The organism is Exiguobacterium sp. s127, assembly GCF_018618695.1.
In the GTDB taxonomy this organism is placed as follows: domain Bacteria; phylum Bacillota; class Bacilli; order Exiguobacteriales; family Exiguobacteriaceae; genus Exiguobacterium_A; species Exiguobacterium_A oxidotolerans.
In genome coordinates, this window is sequence record NZ_JACSMO010000001.1 from 266,625 (window position 1) to 284,086 (window position 17,462).

18 protein-coding genes, 1 other RNA gene and 1 pseudogene are annotated in these 17,462 nt (G+C 48.9%); 18 read left to right on the forward strand and 2 right to left on the reverse strand.

The features are described 5' to 3' along the window. Positions 1-8 precede the first annotated feature (8 nt). The 6 genes from rnr (at position 9) to KNP98_RS01285 (ending at position 6,866) form a co-directional block, all read left to right on the forward strand. Positions 9-2,366 carry a ribonuclease R gene (rnr, locus tag KNP98_RS01260; protein WP_214810572.1) on the forward strand — a complete coding sequence of 786 codons (2,358 nt, stop codon included), beginning with the start codon at positions 9-11 and terminating at the stop codon, positions 2,364-2,366. Between the two features lie 32 nt (positions 2,367-2,398). Beyond that, entirely contained in the window at positions 2,399-2,869 is a 471-nt protein-coding gene (gene smpB, locus KNP98_RS01265) for an SsrA-binding protein SmpB (protein ID WP_088837732.1), read from the forward strand. 58 nt (positions 2,870-2,927) lie between these two features. Then, positions 2,928-3,286: a transfer-messenger RNA gene (gene ssrA, locus KNP98_RS01270) on the forward strand. Positions 3,287-3,520: 234 nt separating this feature from the next. Then, on the forward strand, positions 3,521-5,632 hold the full coding sequence (locus KNP98_RS01275) for a DEAD/DEAH box helicase (protein WP_214810573.1): 2,112 nt from the start codon (positions 3,521-3,523) through the stop codon (positions 5,630-5,632). Positions 5,633-5,634: 2 nt separating this feature from the next. Next, a complete protein-coding gene (locus KNP98_RS01280; RefSeq protein WP_251135123.1) occupies positions 5,635-6,312 on the forward strand; it encodes a DUF2290 domain-containing protein in 678 nt (225 codons plus the stop codon). 44 nt (positions 6,313-6,356) lie between these two features. Further along, complete coding sequence (locus tag KNP98_RS01285; RefSeq protein WP_188004653.1) at positions 6,357-6,866, forward strand: GNAT family N-acetyltransferase; 510 nt, start codon at positions 6,357-6,359, stop codon at positions 6,864-6,866. 55 nt (positions 6,867-6,921) lie between these two features. Here KNP98_RS01285 and KNP98_RS01290 read toward each other — a convergent pair whose 3' ends face one another. Next, positions 6,922-7,287 (reverse strand): winged helix-turn-helix transcriptional regulator, encoded by a 366-nt coding sequence (locus KNP98_RS01290; RefSeq protein ID WP_214810574.1) that lies wholly within the window; start codon positions 7,285-7,287, stop codon positions 6,922-6,924. Between the two features lie 204 nt (positions 7,288-7,491). Between KNP98_RS01290 and hxlA the strand changes: the two genes are divergently transcribed. From hxlA to KNP98_RS01305, 3 genes are all read left to right on the forward strand, one after another. Further along, positions 7,492-8,127 carry a 3-hexulose-6-phosphate synthase gene (hxlA, locus tag KNP98_RS01295; protein WP_026827605.1) on the forward strand — a complete coding sequence of 212 codons (636 nt, stop codon included), beginning with the start codon at positions 7,492-7,494 and terminating at the stop codon, positions 8,125-8,127. Beyond that, complete coding sequence (hxlB, locus tag KNP98_RS01300) at positions 8,128-8,676, forward strand: 6-phospho-3-hexuloisomerase (RefSeq protein ID WP_028105789.1); 549 nt, start codon at positions 8,128-8,130, stop codon at positions 8,674-8,676. A 229-nt stretch (positions 8,677-8,905) separates the two neighbouring features. Beyond that, positions 8,906-9,685 (forward strand): hypothetical protein, encoded by a 780-nt coding sequence (locus tag KNP98_RS01305; protein ID WP_214810575.1) that lies wholly within the window; start codon positions 8,906-8,908, stop codon positions 9,683-9,685. A 39-nt stretch (positions 9,686-9,724) separates the two neighbouring features. Here the strand turns inward: KNP98_RS01305 and hisJ are convergent, their stop codons facing one another. Further along, the gene (gene hisJ, locus KNP98_RS01310) at positions 9,725-10,519 is read right to left on the reverse strand and encodes a histidinol-phosphatase HisJ (protein ID WP_214810576.1); all 795 of its coding nucleotides are present in this window, start codon (positions 10,517-10,519) and stop codon (positions 9,725-9,727) included. 131 nt (positions 10,520-10,650) lie between these two features. Here hisJ and KNP98_RS01315 point away from each other — a divergent pair, with 131 nt between their 5' ends. The 9 genes and pseudogenes from KNP98_RS01315 (at position 10,651) to hisIE (ending at position 17,439) form a co-directional block, all read left to right on the forward strand. After that, a complete protein-coding gene (locus KNP98_RS01315) occupies positions 10,651-11,472 on the forward strand; it encodes an ATP phosphoribosyltransferase regulatory subunit (protein ID WP_214768821.1) in 822 nt (273 codons plus the stop codon). After that, positions 11,473-12,081 (forward strand): ATP phosphoribosyltransferase, encoded by a 609-nt coding sequence (gene hisG, locus KNP98_RS01320; protein WP_029331313.1) that lies wholly within the window; start codon positions 11,473-11,475, stop codon positions 12,079-12,081. Next, positions 12,081-13,298, forward strand: a complete 1,218-nt coding sequence (gene hisD, locus KNP98_RS01325; protein WP_214810578.1) for a histidinol dehydrogenase — start codon at positions 12,081-12,083, stop codon at positions 13,296-13,298. The genes hisG and hisD overlap by 1 nt, the downstream gene beginning before the upstream one ends. Further along, the gene (locus tag KNP98_RS01330) at positions 13,298-14,269 is read left to right on the forward strand and encodes a pyridoxal phosphate-dependent aminotransferase (protein ID WP_214810579.1); all 972 of its coding nucleotides are present in this window, start codon (positions 13,298-13,300) and stop codon (positions 14,267-14,269) included. Before hisD ends, KNP98_RS01330 begins: the two co-directional genes overlap by 1 nt. Continuing rightward, positions 14,242-14,823, forward strand: a complete 582-nt coding sequence (gene hisB / locus KNP98_RS01335) for an imidazoleglycerol-phosphate dehydratase HisB (protein WP_088837717.1) — start codon at positions 14,242-14,244, stop codon at positions 14,821-14,823. Before KNP98_RS01330 ends, hisB begins: the two co-directional genes overlap by 28 nt. Then, positions 14,820-15,407 carry an imidazole glycerol phosphate synthase subunit HisH gene (gene hisH, locus KNP98_RS01340; protein WP_214810580.1) on the forward strand — a complete coding sequence of 196 codons (588 nt, stop codon included), beginning with the start codon at positions 14,820-14,822 and terminating at the stop codon, positions 15,405-15,407. The genes hisB and hisH overlap by 4 nt, the downstream gene beginning before the upstream one ends. Beyond that, positions 15,380-16,084, forward strand: a complete 705-nt coding sequence (gene hisA / locus KNP98_RS01345) for a 1-(5-phosphoribosyl)-5-[(5-phosphoribosylamino)methylideneamino]imidazole-4-carboxamide isomerase (protein WP_029331308.1) — start codon at positions 15,380-15,382, stop codon at positions 16,082-16,084. Before hisH ends, hisA begins: the two co-directional genes overlap by 28 nt. Continuing rightward, positions 16,078-16,827 (forward strand): imidazole glycerol phosphate synthase subunit HisF, encoded by a 750-nt coding sequence (hisF, locus tag KNP98_RS01350; protein ID WP_214810581.1) that lies wholly within the window; start codon positions 16,078-16,080, stop codon positions 16,825-16,827. The genes hisA and hisF overlap by 7 nt, the downstream gene beginning before the upstream one ends. Next, positions 16,824-17,439: pseudogene (hisIE, locus tag KNP98_RS16000) on the forward strand (bifunctional phosphoribosyl-AMP cyclohydrolase/phosphoribosyl-ATP diphosphatase HisIE). Before hisF ends, hisIE begins: the two are co-directional and overlap by 4 nt. The last annotated feature ends 23 nt before the right edge of the window (positions 17,440-17,462 follow it).

Genomic DNA, 17,462 nt, shown 5'->3' on the forward strand with positions numbered 1-17,462 from the left:
GTGTCACGTTGGAATTACGTGAACGAATACTCGAGGTCATCACGGCGGAAGAACGTCCGCTGTCGATCGATCAATTAACGAAAAAACTAGAACTATCGGATACAACAGAATTCAAAGAATTGATCCGGACGTTGAACGCACTCGAAGAAGAGGCACTCGTCGCCCGGACCCGCTCGAACAAATACGGCACGCTCGCGCAAATCGGGCAAGTCGCCGGGAAAATCTCCGTCCACCAACGCGGATTCGGATTCGTTTCACCGGAAGACGGTTCAGCAGGCGATATCTTCCTGCCGGCCCCGGAACTCGGTAACGTCTATAACGGCGACCGTGTCCTCGTCAAAGTCTTCGCCGAATCAAACGGCGGCGACCGCCGTGAAGGCAAGTTACTCAAGATTCTTTCACGCGGACCGGCTGATTTCGTCGGGACGTTCGTCAGTCCTAAAGGACGGATTGAATCGATCGCCTACATCGAACCGGATGACTCGAAGCTGACGTTCCTGCCGGTCGTCGCGGACGAAGATACGCTCGGTGCCGTCGACGGACATAAAGTCCTCGCCCGGATCACGAAGTACCCGGACGGCCGTTACGCCGGGACCGCAAAAGTCTTACAAATCATCGGGCATAAAAATGACCCAGGTGTCGATATCCTATCGATCGTCCATAAGCACGGCATCAACGTCGACTTCTCGGACGCAGCGATTGCGGAAGCGAACAACATTCCGGATCAAATCGATGAGAAGGACCTCGTCGGTCGGGTTGACTTACGGAACGAAGTCACAGTGACGATTGATGGTGCTGACGCGAAGGACTTGGATGATGCCGTCCACGTCAAGAAACTTGCGAACGGCAACTATGAGCTCGGTGTCCATATCGCCGACGTCTCACACTACGTCAAGGAAGATTCACCGCTCGACGAAGAAGCACGCGAACGCGGGACGAGTGTCTATCTCGTCGACCGAGTCATTCCGATGATTCCGCACCGTCTGTCGAACGGGATTTGTTCACTCAACCCGCACGTCGATCGGTTGACGCTGAGCTGTATCATGGAAATCGACAAGAACGGTGCTGTCGTCAACCAAGAGATTTTACAGAGTGTCATCAAGACGACGGAACGGATGACGTATACCGATGTCCGGAAAATCATCGAACGCGAAGATGAAGAAGTGATCGCGAAATATCACGATCTCGTCGACAACTTCGATCAGATGGCGGAACTGGCAGCGATTCTCCGCGAACGCCGCTCGCGCCGTGGGGCGATCAACTTCGACTTCCCGGAAGCGAAGGTCCTCGTCAATGAAGAAGGCAAGACGAGCGATATCCTGTTACGGGAACGGTCAGTCGCTGAGAAGTTGATTGAAGAGTTCATGCTTGCAGCGAACGAAACCGTCGCCGAACACGTCCAACATCAAAAACTGCCGTTCATGTACCGGATCCACGATGAGCCGAAAGCTGAACGTCTCGATACGTTCTTCAAGTTCATCGCCAACTTCGGGATCAATGTTGAACGCAAGGGCGAGTCAGTCACACCGAAGACGTTGCAGACGATTCTGAACGCCGTCGAAGGCGAACCGGAAGAAGCCGTCGTCAGTACGGTCATGTTACGGTCGCTCCAACAAGCGAAATATGACGTCGAGCCGATCGGTCACTTTGGTCTGTCGACCGATTTCTACACGCACTTCACGTCACCGATCCGCCGCTATCCCGACTTGATGGTCCACCGTCTCTTACGCGAGTACATCATCTTTAATGATAAATCGCAAAAGACACAGGACCGTTATGCGGAAATGCTGCCAGAAATCGCCGATCACGCCTCAAAACGTGAACGTCGTGCCGTTGACGCCGAACGCGAAACGAATGCCCTGAAGAAAGCCGAGTACATGGAGCAACACATCGGCGAGACGTTTGAAGGGGTCGTCAGCGGCGTGACGAACTTCGGCATGTTCGTCGAGTTACCGAACACGATTGAAGGACTCGTCCACATCCAAGCGATGACGGATGACTTCTACCGGTATGATGAAGCGAACTACCAGTTGATCGGCGAACGGACGAAACAACAGTTCCGGATCGGCGACGTCGTCGAGATTAAAGTCACTGGTGTCAACATCGATGAGAAGACGATTGACTTCGCGGTCGTCGGGATGCCGGAACGCCAACCGAAGAAACGGTTTGAGTCGAAGACGATTCGCTCAAGCGGCGGCAGTCCGGGACAAAAACGCGACGACAAGAAAGACGACCGTCGCGGCAAGTCGAAACGGCCGGGGAAACCGAAGGACCAGGCGAAAGGCAAAGGCTTCGCCGGGAAAGACAAGAAGGATAAACCGCCATTCCATAAAGCGGTCTCGAATAAAAAACGGAAGCGCAAATAAGCGCTTCTGTTTAGAAATGTGGTGGAAGAGAGATGCCAAAAGGGACAAGTTCAAAAGTATTAGCCAACAACAAACGGGCGTCGTTTGATTATGCGATTGAAGATACGATCGAAGCGGGTCTCGTCTTGACGGGAACCGAAATCAAATCGGTCCGTAAAGGAAAAATCAGTATCGGCGACGCGTTCGTCCGGTTCGACGGCGGGGAAGCGATTCTCTGGAACTCGAACATCGCCCATTTCGAACAAGGGAACCGGTACAACCATGAACAGCTCCGTCCGCGGAAACTGTTGCTGCACAAAAAACAGATTGCGACCTTGATGGGATCGGTCTCGCGCGACGGCTACACGATCGTGCCGCTGAAGGTCTACATCAAGAACGGCTACGCAAAATGTCTGATCGGACTCGGCCGCGGGAAGAAGAAATTCGACAAACGCGACGATCTGAAGAAGAAGGATGCGAAACGCGATATCGACCGTGCGTTACGAGACAAGCAAAAGTATTGAACCCGTAACACTTTTCTGCTATTATAATAGTATTCGGAAAGCCCCAATTTTATATCTTGGGGACGTTACGGATTCGACGGGGGTAGTTCGGTCTTCTGTGGCGTGTCGAGGGGTCGGCCTCGTAAAAACGCATCAGCCATAACTGGCAAAACTAACACACAACTCGCAGCAGCGTAACAGTTGCTACGGATCCTAGCAGCCGTCGCCTGGTCGGCTGATTTCTAGGGTCTCACTTTAAACAGGCTACGCTTGGACCCTTCCGTCTGGAGGGAAAGAGAAGAGATGAAATCAGACTGGTCGGACGGACGCCTGTCAATTGGCAGCCTGACGACGAGATCCCAATAAATTGACTACACACGTAGAAGCTTAAGTATACGATGCCTTCGGACGTGGGTTCGACTCCCACCGTCTCCATACCCTGAAATCTTAAGGATTTCAATGTTTGAAAAAAACCCTTGTGAACTCAAGGGTTTTTTTTATTACTAAAGTAGCAAGGTGTTTAAGTCGATCTGCCTTAATTTTTAATATGAAGATATTTTGTTTATGTGTATGTTTTATATGAAAAATTAAATATATCACTATTTATAATTTAGGTTTAAAATTTATATGAAGGAGTATTTTTAGATACTTGGAAATGAACGGAGTGAAAAAATGGTTAATATAATTCGAGGATCGATAGAAAAAAATGCAGTGGCTAATGATTTAATAAGTTTTTTTGAGAGTTATGACGATGATGGGATTTTATATATGGGTTATCCTATTATTGGTAGTGTTGAAGGGGCGATAAATCTAGATGCTATATATATTTCTAAAAAATGTGGAATTCTAGCATTTGATTTAGTTGAAAACGCAATTTTCGAAGATAGAGAAGAAGAAAGAGATGAGATTTTTAATAAATTAGAAATTAAGTTAAAAGATTATAACGCTTTAGTTAAAAAAAGAACGCTAATGGTGGAAATAAATGTAGTTACTTATGCAAATAGATGGCGAGATAGCGGTGAATCTGATTTATCAGATGATGTAATTATTTCACCTAGTCACAAAAATTTAAGAGAATACCTAGATAGTATTAATTGGACTAATTTCGAATACTTTGAAGCCTTATTACAATCTGTGCAAGCAGTAACAAAAATTAAAAATGTACCGAAACGACAAGAGTTATCTAATCCTAATTCTAAGGGGTCGATTTTGAAGAAGCTAGAGGAGACTATAGCTAACTTAGATCATAAACAAAGTGCAGCTATAATTGAAACTGTAAATGGACCACAAAGAATTCGAGGATTAGCCGGATCTGGAAAAACAATTATATTAGCATTGAAAGTTGCATATCTCCACGTTAAAAACGCAGATTGGAAAATTGCAGTGACATTTAATACTCGATCATTAAAAAAGCAATTTGAAGATCTAATTACTAGATTTACTTATGAATTAAGTAGAGAAGAAGTTGACTGGAATAAGGTGAAAATTATTCAAGCATGGGGTAGTCCTAGGTCTGAAGGGATTTATTATAACGTTTGTAAAATTCATGGTATTGAATATTATGATTTCAGCACAGCAAAAGAGATGAAACCTAATGGAGATAACCAATTTGGTTTCGTAATTGAGAATGCACTGAAATCTATAAATAATTTTGAAAAAATGTATGATGTAATTTTGGTTGATGAAGCACAAGATTTCACTCCAGGATTTTTGAAAATGTGTTATGAGATATTAAAAGATCCTAAAATGTTGATTTATGCATATGATGAACTTCAAACGCTGAACAAAAGAATAATGCCAACACCAGAAGAAATATTTGGATTAGATTCATATGATAGACCTTTAGTGAATTTAACAAACGAAGAGGGCCATCCAAAAGCCGACATAGTTTTAGAAACATGTTATAGAAATTCTAGACCAATTTTAGCTACTGCACATTCATTAGGATTTGGTATATATAAAAACCCTATGGTTCAAATGTTTGGTAACAAAAGCTTATGGAAAGATGTTGGTTATGAGGTAGAGTCAGGTAATCTTGAAGATGGACAAACAGTTGTTTTGAAAAGAACAGAAAAAGCAAGTCCCCAATTTTTAGAAGAACACTCGAGTATTGATGATATTATTTCCGTAAAATCATTTGAAGATGATTATAAGCATGCAGAATGGATTGCAAATGAAATTCAAAAGAATATCACAATAGATGAACTTAGATTTCAAGATATTATGGTTATACACACTAATCCTCTTGATACAAGAAATAAAGTGGGCTTAATTAGAAAAATATTGTTTGAAAAAGGAATAAACAGTCATATTGCAGGTGTTGCAAATCCTGATATATTTACAGAAAACGACTCGATTACTTTTACTGGTATTTATAGAGCAAAAGGAAATGAAGCTGCAATGGTTTATGTAATTAACAGTCAAGAATGTTATGATGGTCTAGAATTATCCAAAAAAAGAAATATTATATTTACTGCGATTACTAGAAGTAAGGCTTGGGTTCGTATCACGGGAGTAGGTTCAGATATGAATCTATTAGTACAAGAATACAATGAATTGAAAGATCGTGATTTTAAGCTGGAGTTTATTTATCCAACAGAAAGCGAACGACGACAAATGAATATAGTTAATCGCGATGTAACAGCTAATGAACAATTGATGATACAGCAAAAAAATACAGAAATTGAAAAATTGCTACAATCTTTAAATAAAGGAGAGATATTTAAAGAAGATATTCGTGCATCGCTACTGGAGGAATTAAAAAAACAGTTAGGTGATGATTAAAAATGTCAAAAAAAGTAGCTATGACTAGCAAAATCACTAAAAGTGAAATAGATGATATAATCACAACGCTCATAACTCACGAACTATGTATCAATCAAAACTTTACAAGTCTTAAGCCGATAGGTAGTAATAATATAGTTAGTTGGGGACAAATTAATGACTTATCCATTGTAATGAAAAATGTTGAATATGAAGAGATCTATGAATCACTTGATAGAGAAGCAAATTATAATTTCAAACTAATTGATGGTTCATTAGTGCAAATGATGTATAAATTTAATAATAGAGAGGAACTGATTTCACACCGATTAGGATACTTTCCTTCTATAAATTTATATTCTTATGAAGACAACCCTGAAATTTATGATGTGCACGATTTATATGCTGACATTCTAAAAAAAAACACTCTTCCAACTATTTTTAGGTTCGATTATGATGAAGATCCAGAATTGTATGTAGAACTGGATCATGCTAAATGTCATGCAACTTTTGGACAATTTGAGAACTGTAGAATTCCTGTAAGTGGACCAATTAGTCCCAAAAAATTTGTAGACTTTATTTTCAGATATTTTTATCATAAAGCTATGAAACATTACAATTTGAATTTTAAGTGTGAAAATCAATTATTAGAAACAATTACTGATGATGAGAGGAATTTGATTCATTTTAATTTTAATTAAACTTAGATTAAAACACATCTTCTTATAAAACGGAGCTGACACCTATGATACGACGTGCCACGTTGATGGACGGAAAAGCCTTATCGGACTTGATGCGACGCATTGATCGGGAAACGAAATATATGTTGTATGAACCGGAAGAACGCAGCATGTCGACGGAGCAGGCGGAAGCGTTCATTGAACGATTTGGTCAGGCAGCAAACTCGGACATCTTCGTCGTCGATGTCGATGAGCAACTTGTCGGCTATGTGTTGGTCGTCGGTGGCAAACCAAGCCGAATTCGTCATCGAGCAAACCTCGTGATTGGCTTGCTCGATGCCTATACGGGTCGCGGGCTTGGTGCCGGATTACTCGAAGCAGTCGATGCCTTTGCCGTTGAAGCGGGACTCGTCCGGCTGGAACTGACGGTCCGGAAAGATAACCTGCGGGCAATCGAGCTTTATCATAAGTTTGGCTTCAACATCGAAGGAACACGGATTGCCTCGCTGTTCATTGACGGGGAGTACGTCGATGAACTGGCGATGTCGAAAATATTTACAGCAGAAGAAATCTAAAAAAGATGCTCGGTTGCCTCCTCTCAGATTGAGACGGGACAGACGAGCATCTTTTTTATTGTGACAATTTGTGTTGTTCAAACTCGACTTCGAGGACATTTTTGGCATAATCCTTGCCCCAGTCGTACATTGCATCCAGAATCGGCATCAGGCTGAAGCCGTGTGGCGTCAATGAATATTCGACCTTCGGCGGAACGACCGGATACACTTCCCGGTGAATGATATGGTGATCTTCCAGTTCCCGTAATTGATTGACGAGCATCCGTTGCGTAATGCCGGGCATCAGACTTTTTAGCTCTCCGAACCGTTTGGTGCCTTCTTTCCCGAGGTGCCAAAGAATCAGCATCTTCCATTTCCCTCCGATGATCGATAGGGTCAATTCCTTTTCACAATTAAACTGCCGGTCTTCAAAATGTGGCATCAATCCACCTCCTTTTTCAGTATAGCTCTCTTGTCATCGACAGTATACTTTTCCGCACTATGTATGAAAAACCGCACTATGTAAATTAAAAGTGCGTACTTCCCAAGTTCGTCTATGAGGATTATATTTAGTCATGTTCCTTCACGAACGTCAGAAGGAAGTGCCAGGATCCATAAATAGAGAGAAGAATGGGAGAGATTAATGATGAAATTACAATTAGCAATCGATTTAGTAGATACAGCAGGTGCCATCGCTTTAGTCAAAGAAATTGGTGAAGAAAACTTAGATATCGTTGAGATCGGGACACCGGTCGTCATCAACGAAGGGCTTCGTGCCGTTAAAGAAATGAAAGCGGCATTCCCGAACTTAACGGTTCTCGCCGACTTAAAAATCATGGATGCTGCCGGCTATGAAGTCAGTCAAGCTGTCGCACACGGTGCCGATATCGTGACGATTCTTGGAGCAGCCGAAGATATGTCGATCCAAGGTGCCGTTGAAGAAGCGAAAAAATCAGGCAAGAAGATTTTGGTTGATATGATCGCTGTTAAAGATATCGCGACACGTGCGAAAGAACTTGATGAACTCGGTGTTGACTACATCTGTGTCCACACCGGTTACGATCTTCAAGCCGTCGGTCAAAACTCGTTCGAGGATCTCGCAACAATCAAGTCCGTTGTTAAAAACGCCAAAACAGCAGTTGCTGGCGGCATCAAGATGGAGACATTACCGGAAGTCATCGCAGCGCGTCCTGACCTGATCATCGTCGGTGGCGGGATTACCGGACAAGATGACAAACAAGGAACAGCGTCAACGATGCGACGGATGCTGCAAGAGGCGTAAATGACACATATTCAAACGATTTTACAAGAGCTGACGTCAACGGTCGAAGCGATCGATCAAGCCGAGACGACGCAACTCGCGGAAGCCGTTCTAAAGGCAGACCGGATCTTTCTCGCTGGAGCCGGTCGCTCCGGCTTGATGGGCAAAGCATTTGTCATGCGTCTGATGCACATGAACTTCGATGCGTACGTTGTCGGTGAGACGGTCACAGCGAACTTACGTGAAGGAGATTTGTTGATCATCGGATCAGGATCTGGTGAGACAAAAACACTCGTCCCGATCGTCGAGAAAGCGAAACAAATCGGTGGAACCGTCGCGGTCGTCACGATTGAGCCGACGTCGACACTGGCGAAGTTAGCAGACTTAACCGTCAAGCTGCCGGGCGTGCCGAAAGAACGGACAGCCACGGCAGACGAAACGGTCCAGCCGATGGGCTCATTGTTTGAACAAACGATGTTGCTGTTCTATGATGCGTTGATTCTCCACATCATGGCGGCGAAACAACTCGATTCAAAAACGATGTACGGCAAACATGCTAACTTAGAGTGAAATGGATACGTAAAAAGATTAGTCCTCTTCTTGAAGTGAAGAAACGGCTAATCTTTTTTTGTAGTAGGGCTGATCCATTCATTATATACATGACTGATTGGTCAGAATTTCTGAGCAATTTTTTGGTGTAAGAAAACTTGGATTCCCTTATTTTTGTAAATTAAATGCCAAACGTTGTTGTGAACTGTGCGATACTAAACGCATGACGAATCTTACGAAGGAGAGACACATGCGATTTAAACGATTCGATTTGATCAGCACATTGCTTCTTGCGACTATCTTGACCGGTTGTGCGGAACCGGAACAACTTTTGCCCTCGAGTCATCAAGAAATGAAATGGATCGATGATACCACGGCGGACGGGGGAACGGCATCAGATGCCATCGTGAAGAGGATCAAAGTGGATGCATTTCCGCAAGATGCGGCTTCCTTTGAAGAAGGGGTCCGTCGCCACCTGAAATTTCAGTTCAAGGACGGGACGTCGGCACATCCGACAGCAACCGACTTATGGAGCAGTGCCGTCGTCGGAGACCATGCCACGGCGACACTCCATTATCCGAAAGGGGCAAATCGCCTTGCCCTCCTGACGTATCAACGACAAGCAGAGACTTGGATTTTAATAGACATCCTGTTTGAAGACATCAAACCGATAAAAGCTACCAGTGCGGCGAACGGTCTGAAACTGCCGTTCTCGACATTTCAAGCGATTGAGAGTAGTACAATCTCTAATCAAGATTCCAAGATGATGTGGCTATTTCATACGAAAACGGATGCTGTAGTGATCACGGTCCTCCCGAAGCAGGACGTTGCTGCGTCTGACTGGAAGACAAGTACACTTGCAGACGGCCGAACGGCTTATATGCAGGAGAACAACCAAGGGGCGAACCTATATTATGCGGACGGCGATCAACTCGTCCTCTTATCCGGCAATCTGTCGCTTTCGCAACTGAAGCAGTTGGCGGTGACGATTGCGCCTGTCAGCTCAGACGGTTTCCCTTACCCGATGTAATGCTAAAACCCGGACGCCAGGCGGCATCCGGGTTTTTTGTTACCATTTAAAATCAAAATCAGCCCCGACATCTTTCGCGAGGTGGGCATCCGATCCGTAAACGAGCGGAATCGATAAAGACTGCGTGACTTGCAGGAGTTCCGGGTAAGGATAGGAAAGACCACATAACGGCTTACGGAGTCCTGCTGTGTTGACGTCGAGCGTGAAGTCCGCCTGACGGATTTTCCGTAACGTATCGTCAAGGTTCACCGGGTTTGACTCGAGTGGATAGGCTTGGATAAACTTCGTCGGCAACGTCAAGTGACCGAGGCGCTTCGGCTGGTGTTTTCCTAAGTCCGTCATGACGAGTGCCTGGATGCCTTCGTAGTAGCGCTCGTGGGCGGCTGTGACGCTGCCGAGTTTCGTGACGATCTCACCGAAACTTTCTTTACTGAAGTCGACCATGTAATAACGGTCCTCGATCCAGAGGTAATGGAGCGACAGGATGCCGTCCGTCAGCTCAGGACCGTAGCGGGCGATGATGTCACGCGTCCCGTCGACGTCATGCTCCCAGTAGTCAAACTCCATCCCGATCCGGATCTCGATGTCGTTTTTATATGTCTCGCGTAACGTCTTCAGTTCCTCGATGTAACGTTCGGCCGTCGCAAACGACATCCCGGAGTCGTTATCGGGTGCCGGGTCGGTGAGTCCTTCCGGCAGCGGGGCGTGCTCAGTGAAGCTGATCCGTTCGAGACCTTGTAACAGGGCGCGTTCGATATACGCTTCGAGTGGATCCTTCGTTCCGTGCGGACAATACGGGCTGTGGACGTGACCGTCCCATTTCAGTAAATGCATGACAAAACCTCCGATATGTTTTTTTAGGTAGTAAAACAGGCAAAAGGATTGACAATCGGACCACAAAAAAGGTATCTTATCGTTAAATAATTTAGCGTGGTACAGTGATAATAAGATAAAGGAGTGGCGACATGCAATCATTTTCTACGATTCGACTCAAGGACGGGGCGACAGACTATGTCGGACCGTCAGCAGAACGTCTGCAACGGGTCATCCGTCAGCTTGAGGATGGACTCGAACAATCTAACTATACCCGATTAATCACACCTTTAATTGAAGAAATTGGTGGACGGGAACAAATTCGGATGGACTTTACGACAAGTGTCGCCCGCGCCCTCAGTGAGCGCGGCCGTGAACAATATAAGCGTGTCTTTTACAGCGGTTCGGTCTTTCAGCCGGAAGAGAAGTTCCAAGTCGGGTTCGAGGAACGGGGCGAAATCGCAGCCGTCGAAGCGATTCAACTGGCCGTCCGCTTGATTGAAGAATTGACGGGCAAAGCAGTCACGTTATCGATTGGTGACGCCGGACTGATTGAACATTTGATTGAGACACGGGTCGGTGATCACCACTTGCGCGACCAGGTGACGCAAATGCTGCGGTTACGGAACGTGATTGAACTGAAACAAATCGCCCGCGAACTCGATGATGAATTGCTGGCAAAACTCCCGCTGTTATTCGGACGTGAAGGCGCAGAAAAAATCTTACCGTTCGTCGATGAAACACGGTTGAACGCCGTCCTTGATTTAGCGGACGCCGTCAATGCCGATCTCGACTTCGGCCAGATGGGCTTACAGACGTATTATGACGGCGTGACGATCCACGGCTTCATCGATGGTGTGACGGAGCCGGTCTTAGTCGGCGGTCGTTACGACCGGTTATATGAACAGTTTGGTCAACAACAACAAGCGTTCGGCATCGGATTTTCGGTCGAACGGCTTGCGGAGGTGCTGTAAATGCGAATCGGAATCACGAAAGGACGCCTGTCGAAAGCGACCGAGCGTTACTTGAAAGAAGCGGGCGTCGAGACATGGGGCGCGATTGAACGTGAATTGATCGTCAAACGGGGCGAGCATGAATTCGTCTTCATGAAAGGATCGGACTTAATCCCGTACGTCGCCCAGGGCGTCCTTGACGTCGCGATCACAGGCAGCGACATCTTACTCGAGTCGGATCAAGAGTTATCGGAACTGACGGAGTTACCGTTCGGCGTCTGCCGGATGTCGGTCTGTGCGAAAGAGCCGCTCCAGTTCGAAGGCGGACGCCGGGTCCGGATTGCAACGAAGTATCCGGTCATCGCAAAACGCTACTTCAGTGAACTCGGCGTCGACGTCGATATCGTCCCGCTGAACGGCTCGGTCGAACTGGCACCGCTCCTCGGCCTCGCCGATGCGATCGTCGATATCGTCGAGACGGGCGAGACGTTACGGGCGAACGGACTGAACGAATACGAAAAAATCATCGACATCAGTGCCCGGTTCTTTACGAGTGAATGGACACTCAAACGCAAGCGGGTCGAAGTGATTCAATTACTGGAACAGCTGACAGAAGGAGTGACACGGTAATGGCAACGACAAAAAACTTCAGCGTCGACCGTGAGACGGAACAAGCCGTCCGGGCGATCCTTGAAACGGTCGCAACTGATGGCGACGCAGCAGTCCGTCGCTATACGGCACAGTTCGACAACATCGAGCTGACGGATTTGCGATTAGACGAAACACGGATTCAACAAGCATTCGAGCAAGCGGACACGAATTTAATCGACTCGCTCAAATTGATGGCGACACGCCTCGTCGAGTGGCACGAACAAGAGTTACCGTCCGACATCGAACTCGTCGAAGCCGACATCACACGGCGCCAACGGTTTCTTCCCGTCGATTCGGTCGGGATTTACGTCCCGGGTGGCGCGGCAAGTTATCCGTCGACCGTCCTGATGAACGCGATTCCGGCAAAAGTTGCCGGTGTTGAACGGATCGTCATGGTGACACCTGTGACGGGACTGACGGATGAAGTCTTGGTCGCAGCTCAAATCGCCGGTGTGACGGAAATCTATACGATCGGTGGTGCGCAAGCCGTCGCCGCATTGACATTCGGAACGGAAACGATTGGTGCCGTCGACTTGATTGTCGGGCCGGGGAACCGGTTTGTCGCGGAAGCGAAACGCCAAGTCTACGGGATCGTCGGGATTGATTCCGTTGCCGGACCATCAGAAGTCGTCGTCATCGCGGATGAGACGGCGCACCCGGACCGGATTGCCGCTGATTTACTTGCCCAGGCAGAACACGACCGGGACGCGGTTGCGATTGCCTTCGTCCCGACGGAAGCGATGAAAGCAGACGTCGATGCGAACATCGAAACACGCCTGCAGCAACTACCGCGTCAGGAAATTGCACGCCGGGCGATGGAAAACGGTGGTGTCTTCGTCGCCTCGCTCGAGCAGGCAATCGAGGAAGCGAACCGCCTAGCAGCCGAACACTTGGAGCTCGCCGTCGCCAATCCGCAGGACGTCGTCAAATCGATTCGTCACGCCGGGATGATTTTCCTCGGTCACGAAACGCCGGAGACGCTCGGGGATTACGTCGCCGGAACGAACCACGTCTTACCGACGTCCGGGACGGCACGCTTCGCGTCCGGCTTATCTGCCCGGACCTTCCTGCGTCACCAGACGATGCTCGAAGCGACACGAGAAGGTGTCCAGCGTCTTGCCAATGCCGCGAAGACCGTTGCCCGGGTCGAAGGACTCGAAGCACACGCACAAGCGATAGAAGTGAGGGAAAACTGATGCGACTCCACCAAAATGAACGCTTTACTGCCCATAGTACAATCGGAATCGAGACGATTAAACAACTCGTCGAGACGTTTCCGTTAAATGAATATCCGGTCGAGATCATTGACCAAGTCAAAACGTCTTACAGCACCTATGCCGGTGTCCGCCCGACACAACTCGTGGCCGGGAATGGCTCCGATGAACTGATCGGTTACCTCTGTGCCCGCTACGGTGGACCGGACGCACCGGTCATCGCCTCGCAACCGGACTTCGTCATGTATCAGTTTTATACCGACCGGGCACGGGCCGACTTCAGTAAAGTCCCGCTCCTCGACGGGATGGAACTCGACGTCGACGGCTTGATTGCTGCACCGGGGAACATCATCTTCATCAGTCACCCGCACAATCCGTCGGGAATCTTACGAAAAGAAGCCGACGTGCGCCGGTTACTCGACAGCGGCAAATACGTTGTCATCGATGAAGCGTATATCGACTTCGCCCTCGAGCAGTCGATGGTCGGCTTACTCGAGGAGTATCCGAACGCCATCATCCTCCGGACTTTATCAAAAGCGTTCGGACTCGCGTCCCTGCGTCTCGGGTTCCTGATCGCCAGTGAAGCGATTGTCGCGGAAGTCGAACAAATCAAGTCACCGTATAATGTATCCGGCCTTTCGGCAGCCGTCGGGATCGCCATCATGGCAGAACCGGAACTTGATCTTGTCTTAGCGGAAACGTATGCGAGCCGGGACACGATTGCCCGTTTAGTCGAGCCGCTCGGAACAACCTATCCGAGTGCCGCGAATTTCGTTTATGTCGAATACGATGAAGCGGAACGTTTCACCGAACGGTGCGCTAAAGCCGGACTGCGGATCCGTCTGTTTGACGGAGCGTTCCGGATCAGTTGTGGTTCGGTTGAAGCAATGAACGTACTAGAAAGATGTGTAGAGGAGGAAATGCAATGCGTCGTGGGACAAGCGAACGAGTAAGTTCAGAATCAGAAATCAAGGTCGCGGTCGACCTTGCGGGAGGTCCGGTCGAGATCAAAACAGGCGTCGGCTTCTTTGATCACATGTTGACGTTATTCGCTTTTCAAGCGCGAATCGGACTCGTCATCGAAGCGAAGGGCGATCTCTGGATCGATGCCCACCATACGGTCGAAGATACAGCGATCGTCCTCGGGGCTGCCTTGACGGAAGCACTCGGTGACAAGGCCGGGATTGAACGCTACGGCGAATCCCGTGTGCCGATGGATGAGACACTCGCGTCCGTCGTCCTCGACTTCAGTGGACGTCCCTATACGGTCTTCCGCGCAGAATTCAAAAATCCGAAGCTCGGGGATTTCGATACGGAGCTCGCGGAAGAATTTTTCCAAGGGCTGTCGCGGAGTGCGCGGATGACGATTCATGCCGAGGTCCTCTACGGCTCGAACACGCACCACATGATTGAAGGCTTATTCAAAGCGCTCGGCCGGGCAGTTCGCCAAGCAATCGCCGTGACGAGTGAAGGCGTGCCCTCGACGAAAGGACTGATTGATCAATGATCGCAATTGTAGATTATGGCGTCGGGAATATCGCGAACATCGAACGGGCGTTAAAGGAACTTGGGGAAGCGGTCATCGTCACGAGTGACATCGAACTGCTCGGACAGGCGGAAGCACTCGTCTTGCCCGGCGTCGGTGCCTATGCCCCGGCGATGGCCCGGTTAAAGGAGACCGGCTTGATTGACTTCTTGCAGGAACAAGCGACCAAAAAACCGTTCCTCGGGATTTGTCTCGGGATGCAGTTATTGTTTGAATCGAGTGACGAAAACGGTCGGACGCAGGGACTGGGCATTTTACCGGGAACGATCGAGAAGTTACCGGAAACGGTCCGCTTACCCCATATGGGCTGGCACGAACTGACGAATCACGGCGAAGCCGTCTATTTCGTCCACTCGTACGGTGCCGTCTGCGAACCGGACTGGATTATCGATTCCGTCGAATACGGTCGACGCGTCCCGGCAATCGTCCAAAAGGACTTAGTGACGGGGATGCAATTCCACCCGGAGAAGAGTGGCGAAGTCGGACTGAAATTACTTAAAGAATGGAGAGAGACGACATGCAACTCTACCCAGCAATCGATTTAATGAGCGGACAAGCCGTCCGGCTCAAGCAAGGTGATTTTCAACAACAGACATTTTTCGGGGATGCGCTGACCATCGCGAAACGGTTTAAGGACGACGGCGCGACAGCGATTCACCTGATTGACTTAGATGGCGCGAAAGCGGGCGAACCCTTGCACTTGAGCCTGATTGCCGACATCAAAAAAGAGACCGGATTGTTCGTGGAAGCAGGCGGCGGCGTCCGCAACATCGAGACGGTCGAAGCGTACGTCGGTGCCGGGATTGACCGGATCTTGATCGGAACGGTCGCCCTCGAGGACGAAGCCTTGCTCGAACAGATGATTGAGAAAGCCGGTGACAAATTAGCGGTTGCTTTGGACGCGAAAAATGGTATCGTCCAGACACGCGGCTGGCTCGAAGCAAGTGATTGGACGCTCGAACGGGCAATCGAACACTTGATTCAAAAAGGCATCAAGACGTTTCTATATACCGACATCTCGCGCGACGGGATGATGCAGGGACCGGATGTCGACGGACTCGACCGCTTGAAGCGGGACGGCGTTGAACTGATTGCTTCCGGTGGCGTGACGACGGTCGAGGATGTCGCCCGCTTAAAAGAAATCGGGATGGACGGCGCTGTCATCGGCCGTGCCTTACTCGACGGGTCACTCTCGTTGAAAGAGGTGCTGACCGTATGTTGATGAAGCGGATCATTCCCTGCCTCGACGTCAAGGAAGGCCGTGTCGTCAAAGGCGTCAAGTTCCAAAACTTACGTGACCTCGGCGATCCCGTCGCCGTCGCGAAGTACTACTATGAACAAGGGGCGGACGAACTCGTCCTGCTTGATATCTCGGCGACGCAAGAAGGACGGGAGACGATGCTCGATATCGTCGAGCGGGTCGCTGAAGTCATCTACATGCCGTTTACGGTCGGCGGCGGGATCAAGACACTTGAGGATGCGAAACGCCTGATCCGCGCCGGTGCCGATAAAGTCTCTCTCAATTCGTCCGCTCTGCAGAATCCGCAACTTGTCCATAACGTCAGTCAGTTGTTTGGTGTCCAGGCGACGGTCGTCGCGATTGACGCCAAACGGACGGGCGACTCGTGGGGGGTCTTCTCACACGGCGGGACACAGGCTGTCGGGCGGGATGTCATCGAGTGGGCGCAGGAAGTCGTCGCACTCGGCGCCGGCGAGTTACTTGTCACGTCGATGGACGCCGACGGGACAAAGGACGGCTATGACCTGGAACTGATTCAACGGTTACGCGACGTCGTCAACGTACCGATCATTGCGTCCGGCGGTGTCGGGACACTTGAGCATTTAGCCGAGGGTCTCGAAGCAGGTGCCGACGCTGCACTTGCCGCTTCGATTTTCCACGAAGCGACGTATTCGATGCCGGAGACGAAGGACTACTTGAAGGCGAGAGGAGTCGACGTCCGATGATTGAACTGAATTTTTCAAAAGGACTCGTTGCGGCGGTGATTCTAGACGAAACGACGAACGATGTCCTGATGGTCGGGTTCATGGATCAGGCCGCTTACGACAAAACGCTTGCGACCGGACTCGTCACGTTTTTCTCACGGACGAAGAACCGGCTCTGGACGAAGGGGGAGACGAGCGGACATACGCTTGAGCTCCGTCGCATGTGGATTGACTGTGACCAGGACAGTCTGTTGATCACGGTCAAAGCGAATGGTCCGACGTGCCACACCGGCAACCGGACATGTTTCTATACTGAAGTGGAGGTGCCCCATGTTACATGAATTGGAACAGACAGTAAAAGAAAAAATCGCAGCGAATGAGGACTCTTCGTACACGAACTATCTCGTCCAGTCCGGACGCGAGAAAATCGCGAAGAAGTTCGGGGAAGAAGCATTCGAGGTCGTCCTCGCAGGCGACGACACATTAGCGGAAGAAACGGCAGACCTGTTGTACCACTTGACGGTCTTGCTTGCTGACCGCGGTGTCTCGTATAAAGAAGTCGAAGCCGTGCTGAACGAACGGCACGGTACGAAATCGACGTTCAAAGATCGTCCGGATATCGAACGGTGGTAAATAGAAAATCCACATTCCTTTGC

Bases quoted from the DNA above. Each gene is read 5' to 3' on its own strand.
- hisB (WP_088837717.1), top strand. From the start codon at position 14,242: ATGCGTCGTGGGACAAGCGAACGAGTAAGTTCAGAATCAGAAATCAAG.
- KNP98_RS01285 (WP_188004653.1), top strand. From the start codon at position 6,357: ATGATACGACGTGCCACGTTGATGGACGGAAAAGCCTTATCGGACTTG.
- hisF (WP_214810581.1), top strand. From the start codon at position 16,078: ATGTTGATGAAGCGGATCATTCCCTGCCTCGACGTCAAGGAAGGCCGT.
- KNP98_RS01275 (WP_214810573.1), top strand. From the start codon at position 3,521: ATGGTTAATATAATTCGAGGATCGATAGAAAAAAATGCAGTGGCTAAT.
- KNP98_RS01280 (WP_251135123.1), top strand. From the start codon at position 5,635: ATGTCAAAAAAAGTAGCTATGACTAGCAAAATCACTAAAAGTGAAATA.
- hisG (WP_029331313.1), top strand. From the start codon at position 11,473: ATGCGAATCGGAATCACGAAAGGACGCCTGTCGAAAGCGACCGAGCGT.
- KNP98_RS01305 (WP_214810575.1), top strand. From the start codon at position 8,906: ATGCGATTTAAACGATTCGATTTGATCAGCACATTGCTTCTTGCGACT.
- smpB (WP_088837732.1), top strand. From the start codon at position 2,399: ATGCCAAAAGGGACAAGTTCAAAAGTATTAGCCAACAACAAACGGGCG.
- KNP98_RS01290 (WP_214810574.1), bottom strand. From the start codon at position 7,287: ATGCCACATTTTGAAGACCGGCAGTTTAATTGTGAAAAGGAATTGACC.
- hisA (WP_029331308.1), top strand. From the start codon at position 15,380: ATGCAACTCTACCCAGCAATCGATTTAATGAGCGGACAAGCCGTCCGG.
- hisJ (WP_214810576.1), bottom strand. From the start codon at position 10,519: ATGCATTTACTGAAATGGGACGGTCACGTCCACAGCCCGTATTGTCCG.
- hisH (WP_214810580.1), top strand. From the start codon at position 14,820: ATGATCGCAATTGTAGATTATGGCGTCGGGAATATCGCGAACATCGAA.
- KNP98_RS01315 (WP_214768821.1), top strand. From the start codon at position 10,651: ATGCAATCATTTTCTACGATTCGACTCAAGGACGGGGCGACAGACTAT.
- hxlA (WP_026827605.1), top strand. From the start codon at position 7,492: ATGAAATTACAATTAGCAATCGATTTAGTAGATACAGCAGGTGCCATC.
- hxlB (WP_028105789.1), top strand. From the start codon at position 8,128: ATGACACATATTCAAACGATTTTACAAGAGCTGACGTCAACGGTCGAA.
- KNP98_RS01330 (WP_214810579.1), top strand. From the start codon at position 13,298: ATGCGACTCCACCAAAATGAACGCTTTACTGCCCATAGTACAATCGGA.
- hisD (WP_214810578.1), top strand. From the start codon at position 12,081: ATGGCAACGACAAAAAACTTCAGCGTCGACCGTGAGACGGAACAAGCC.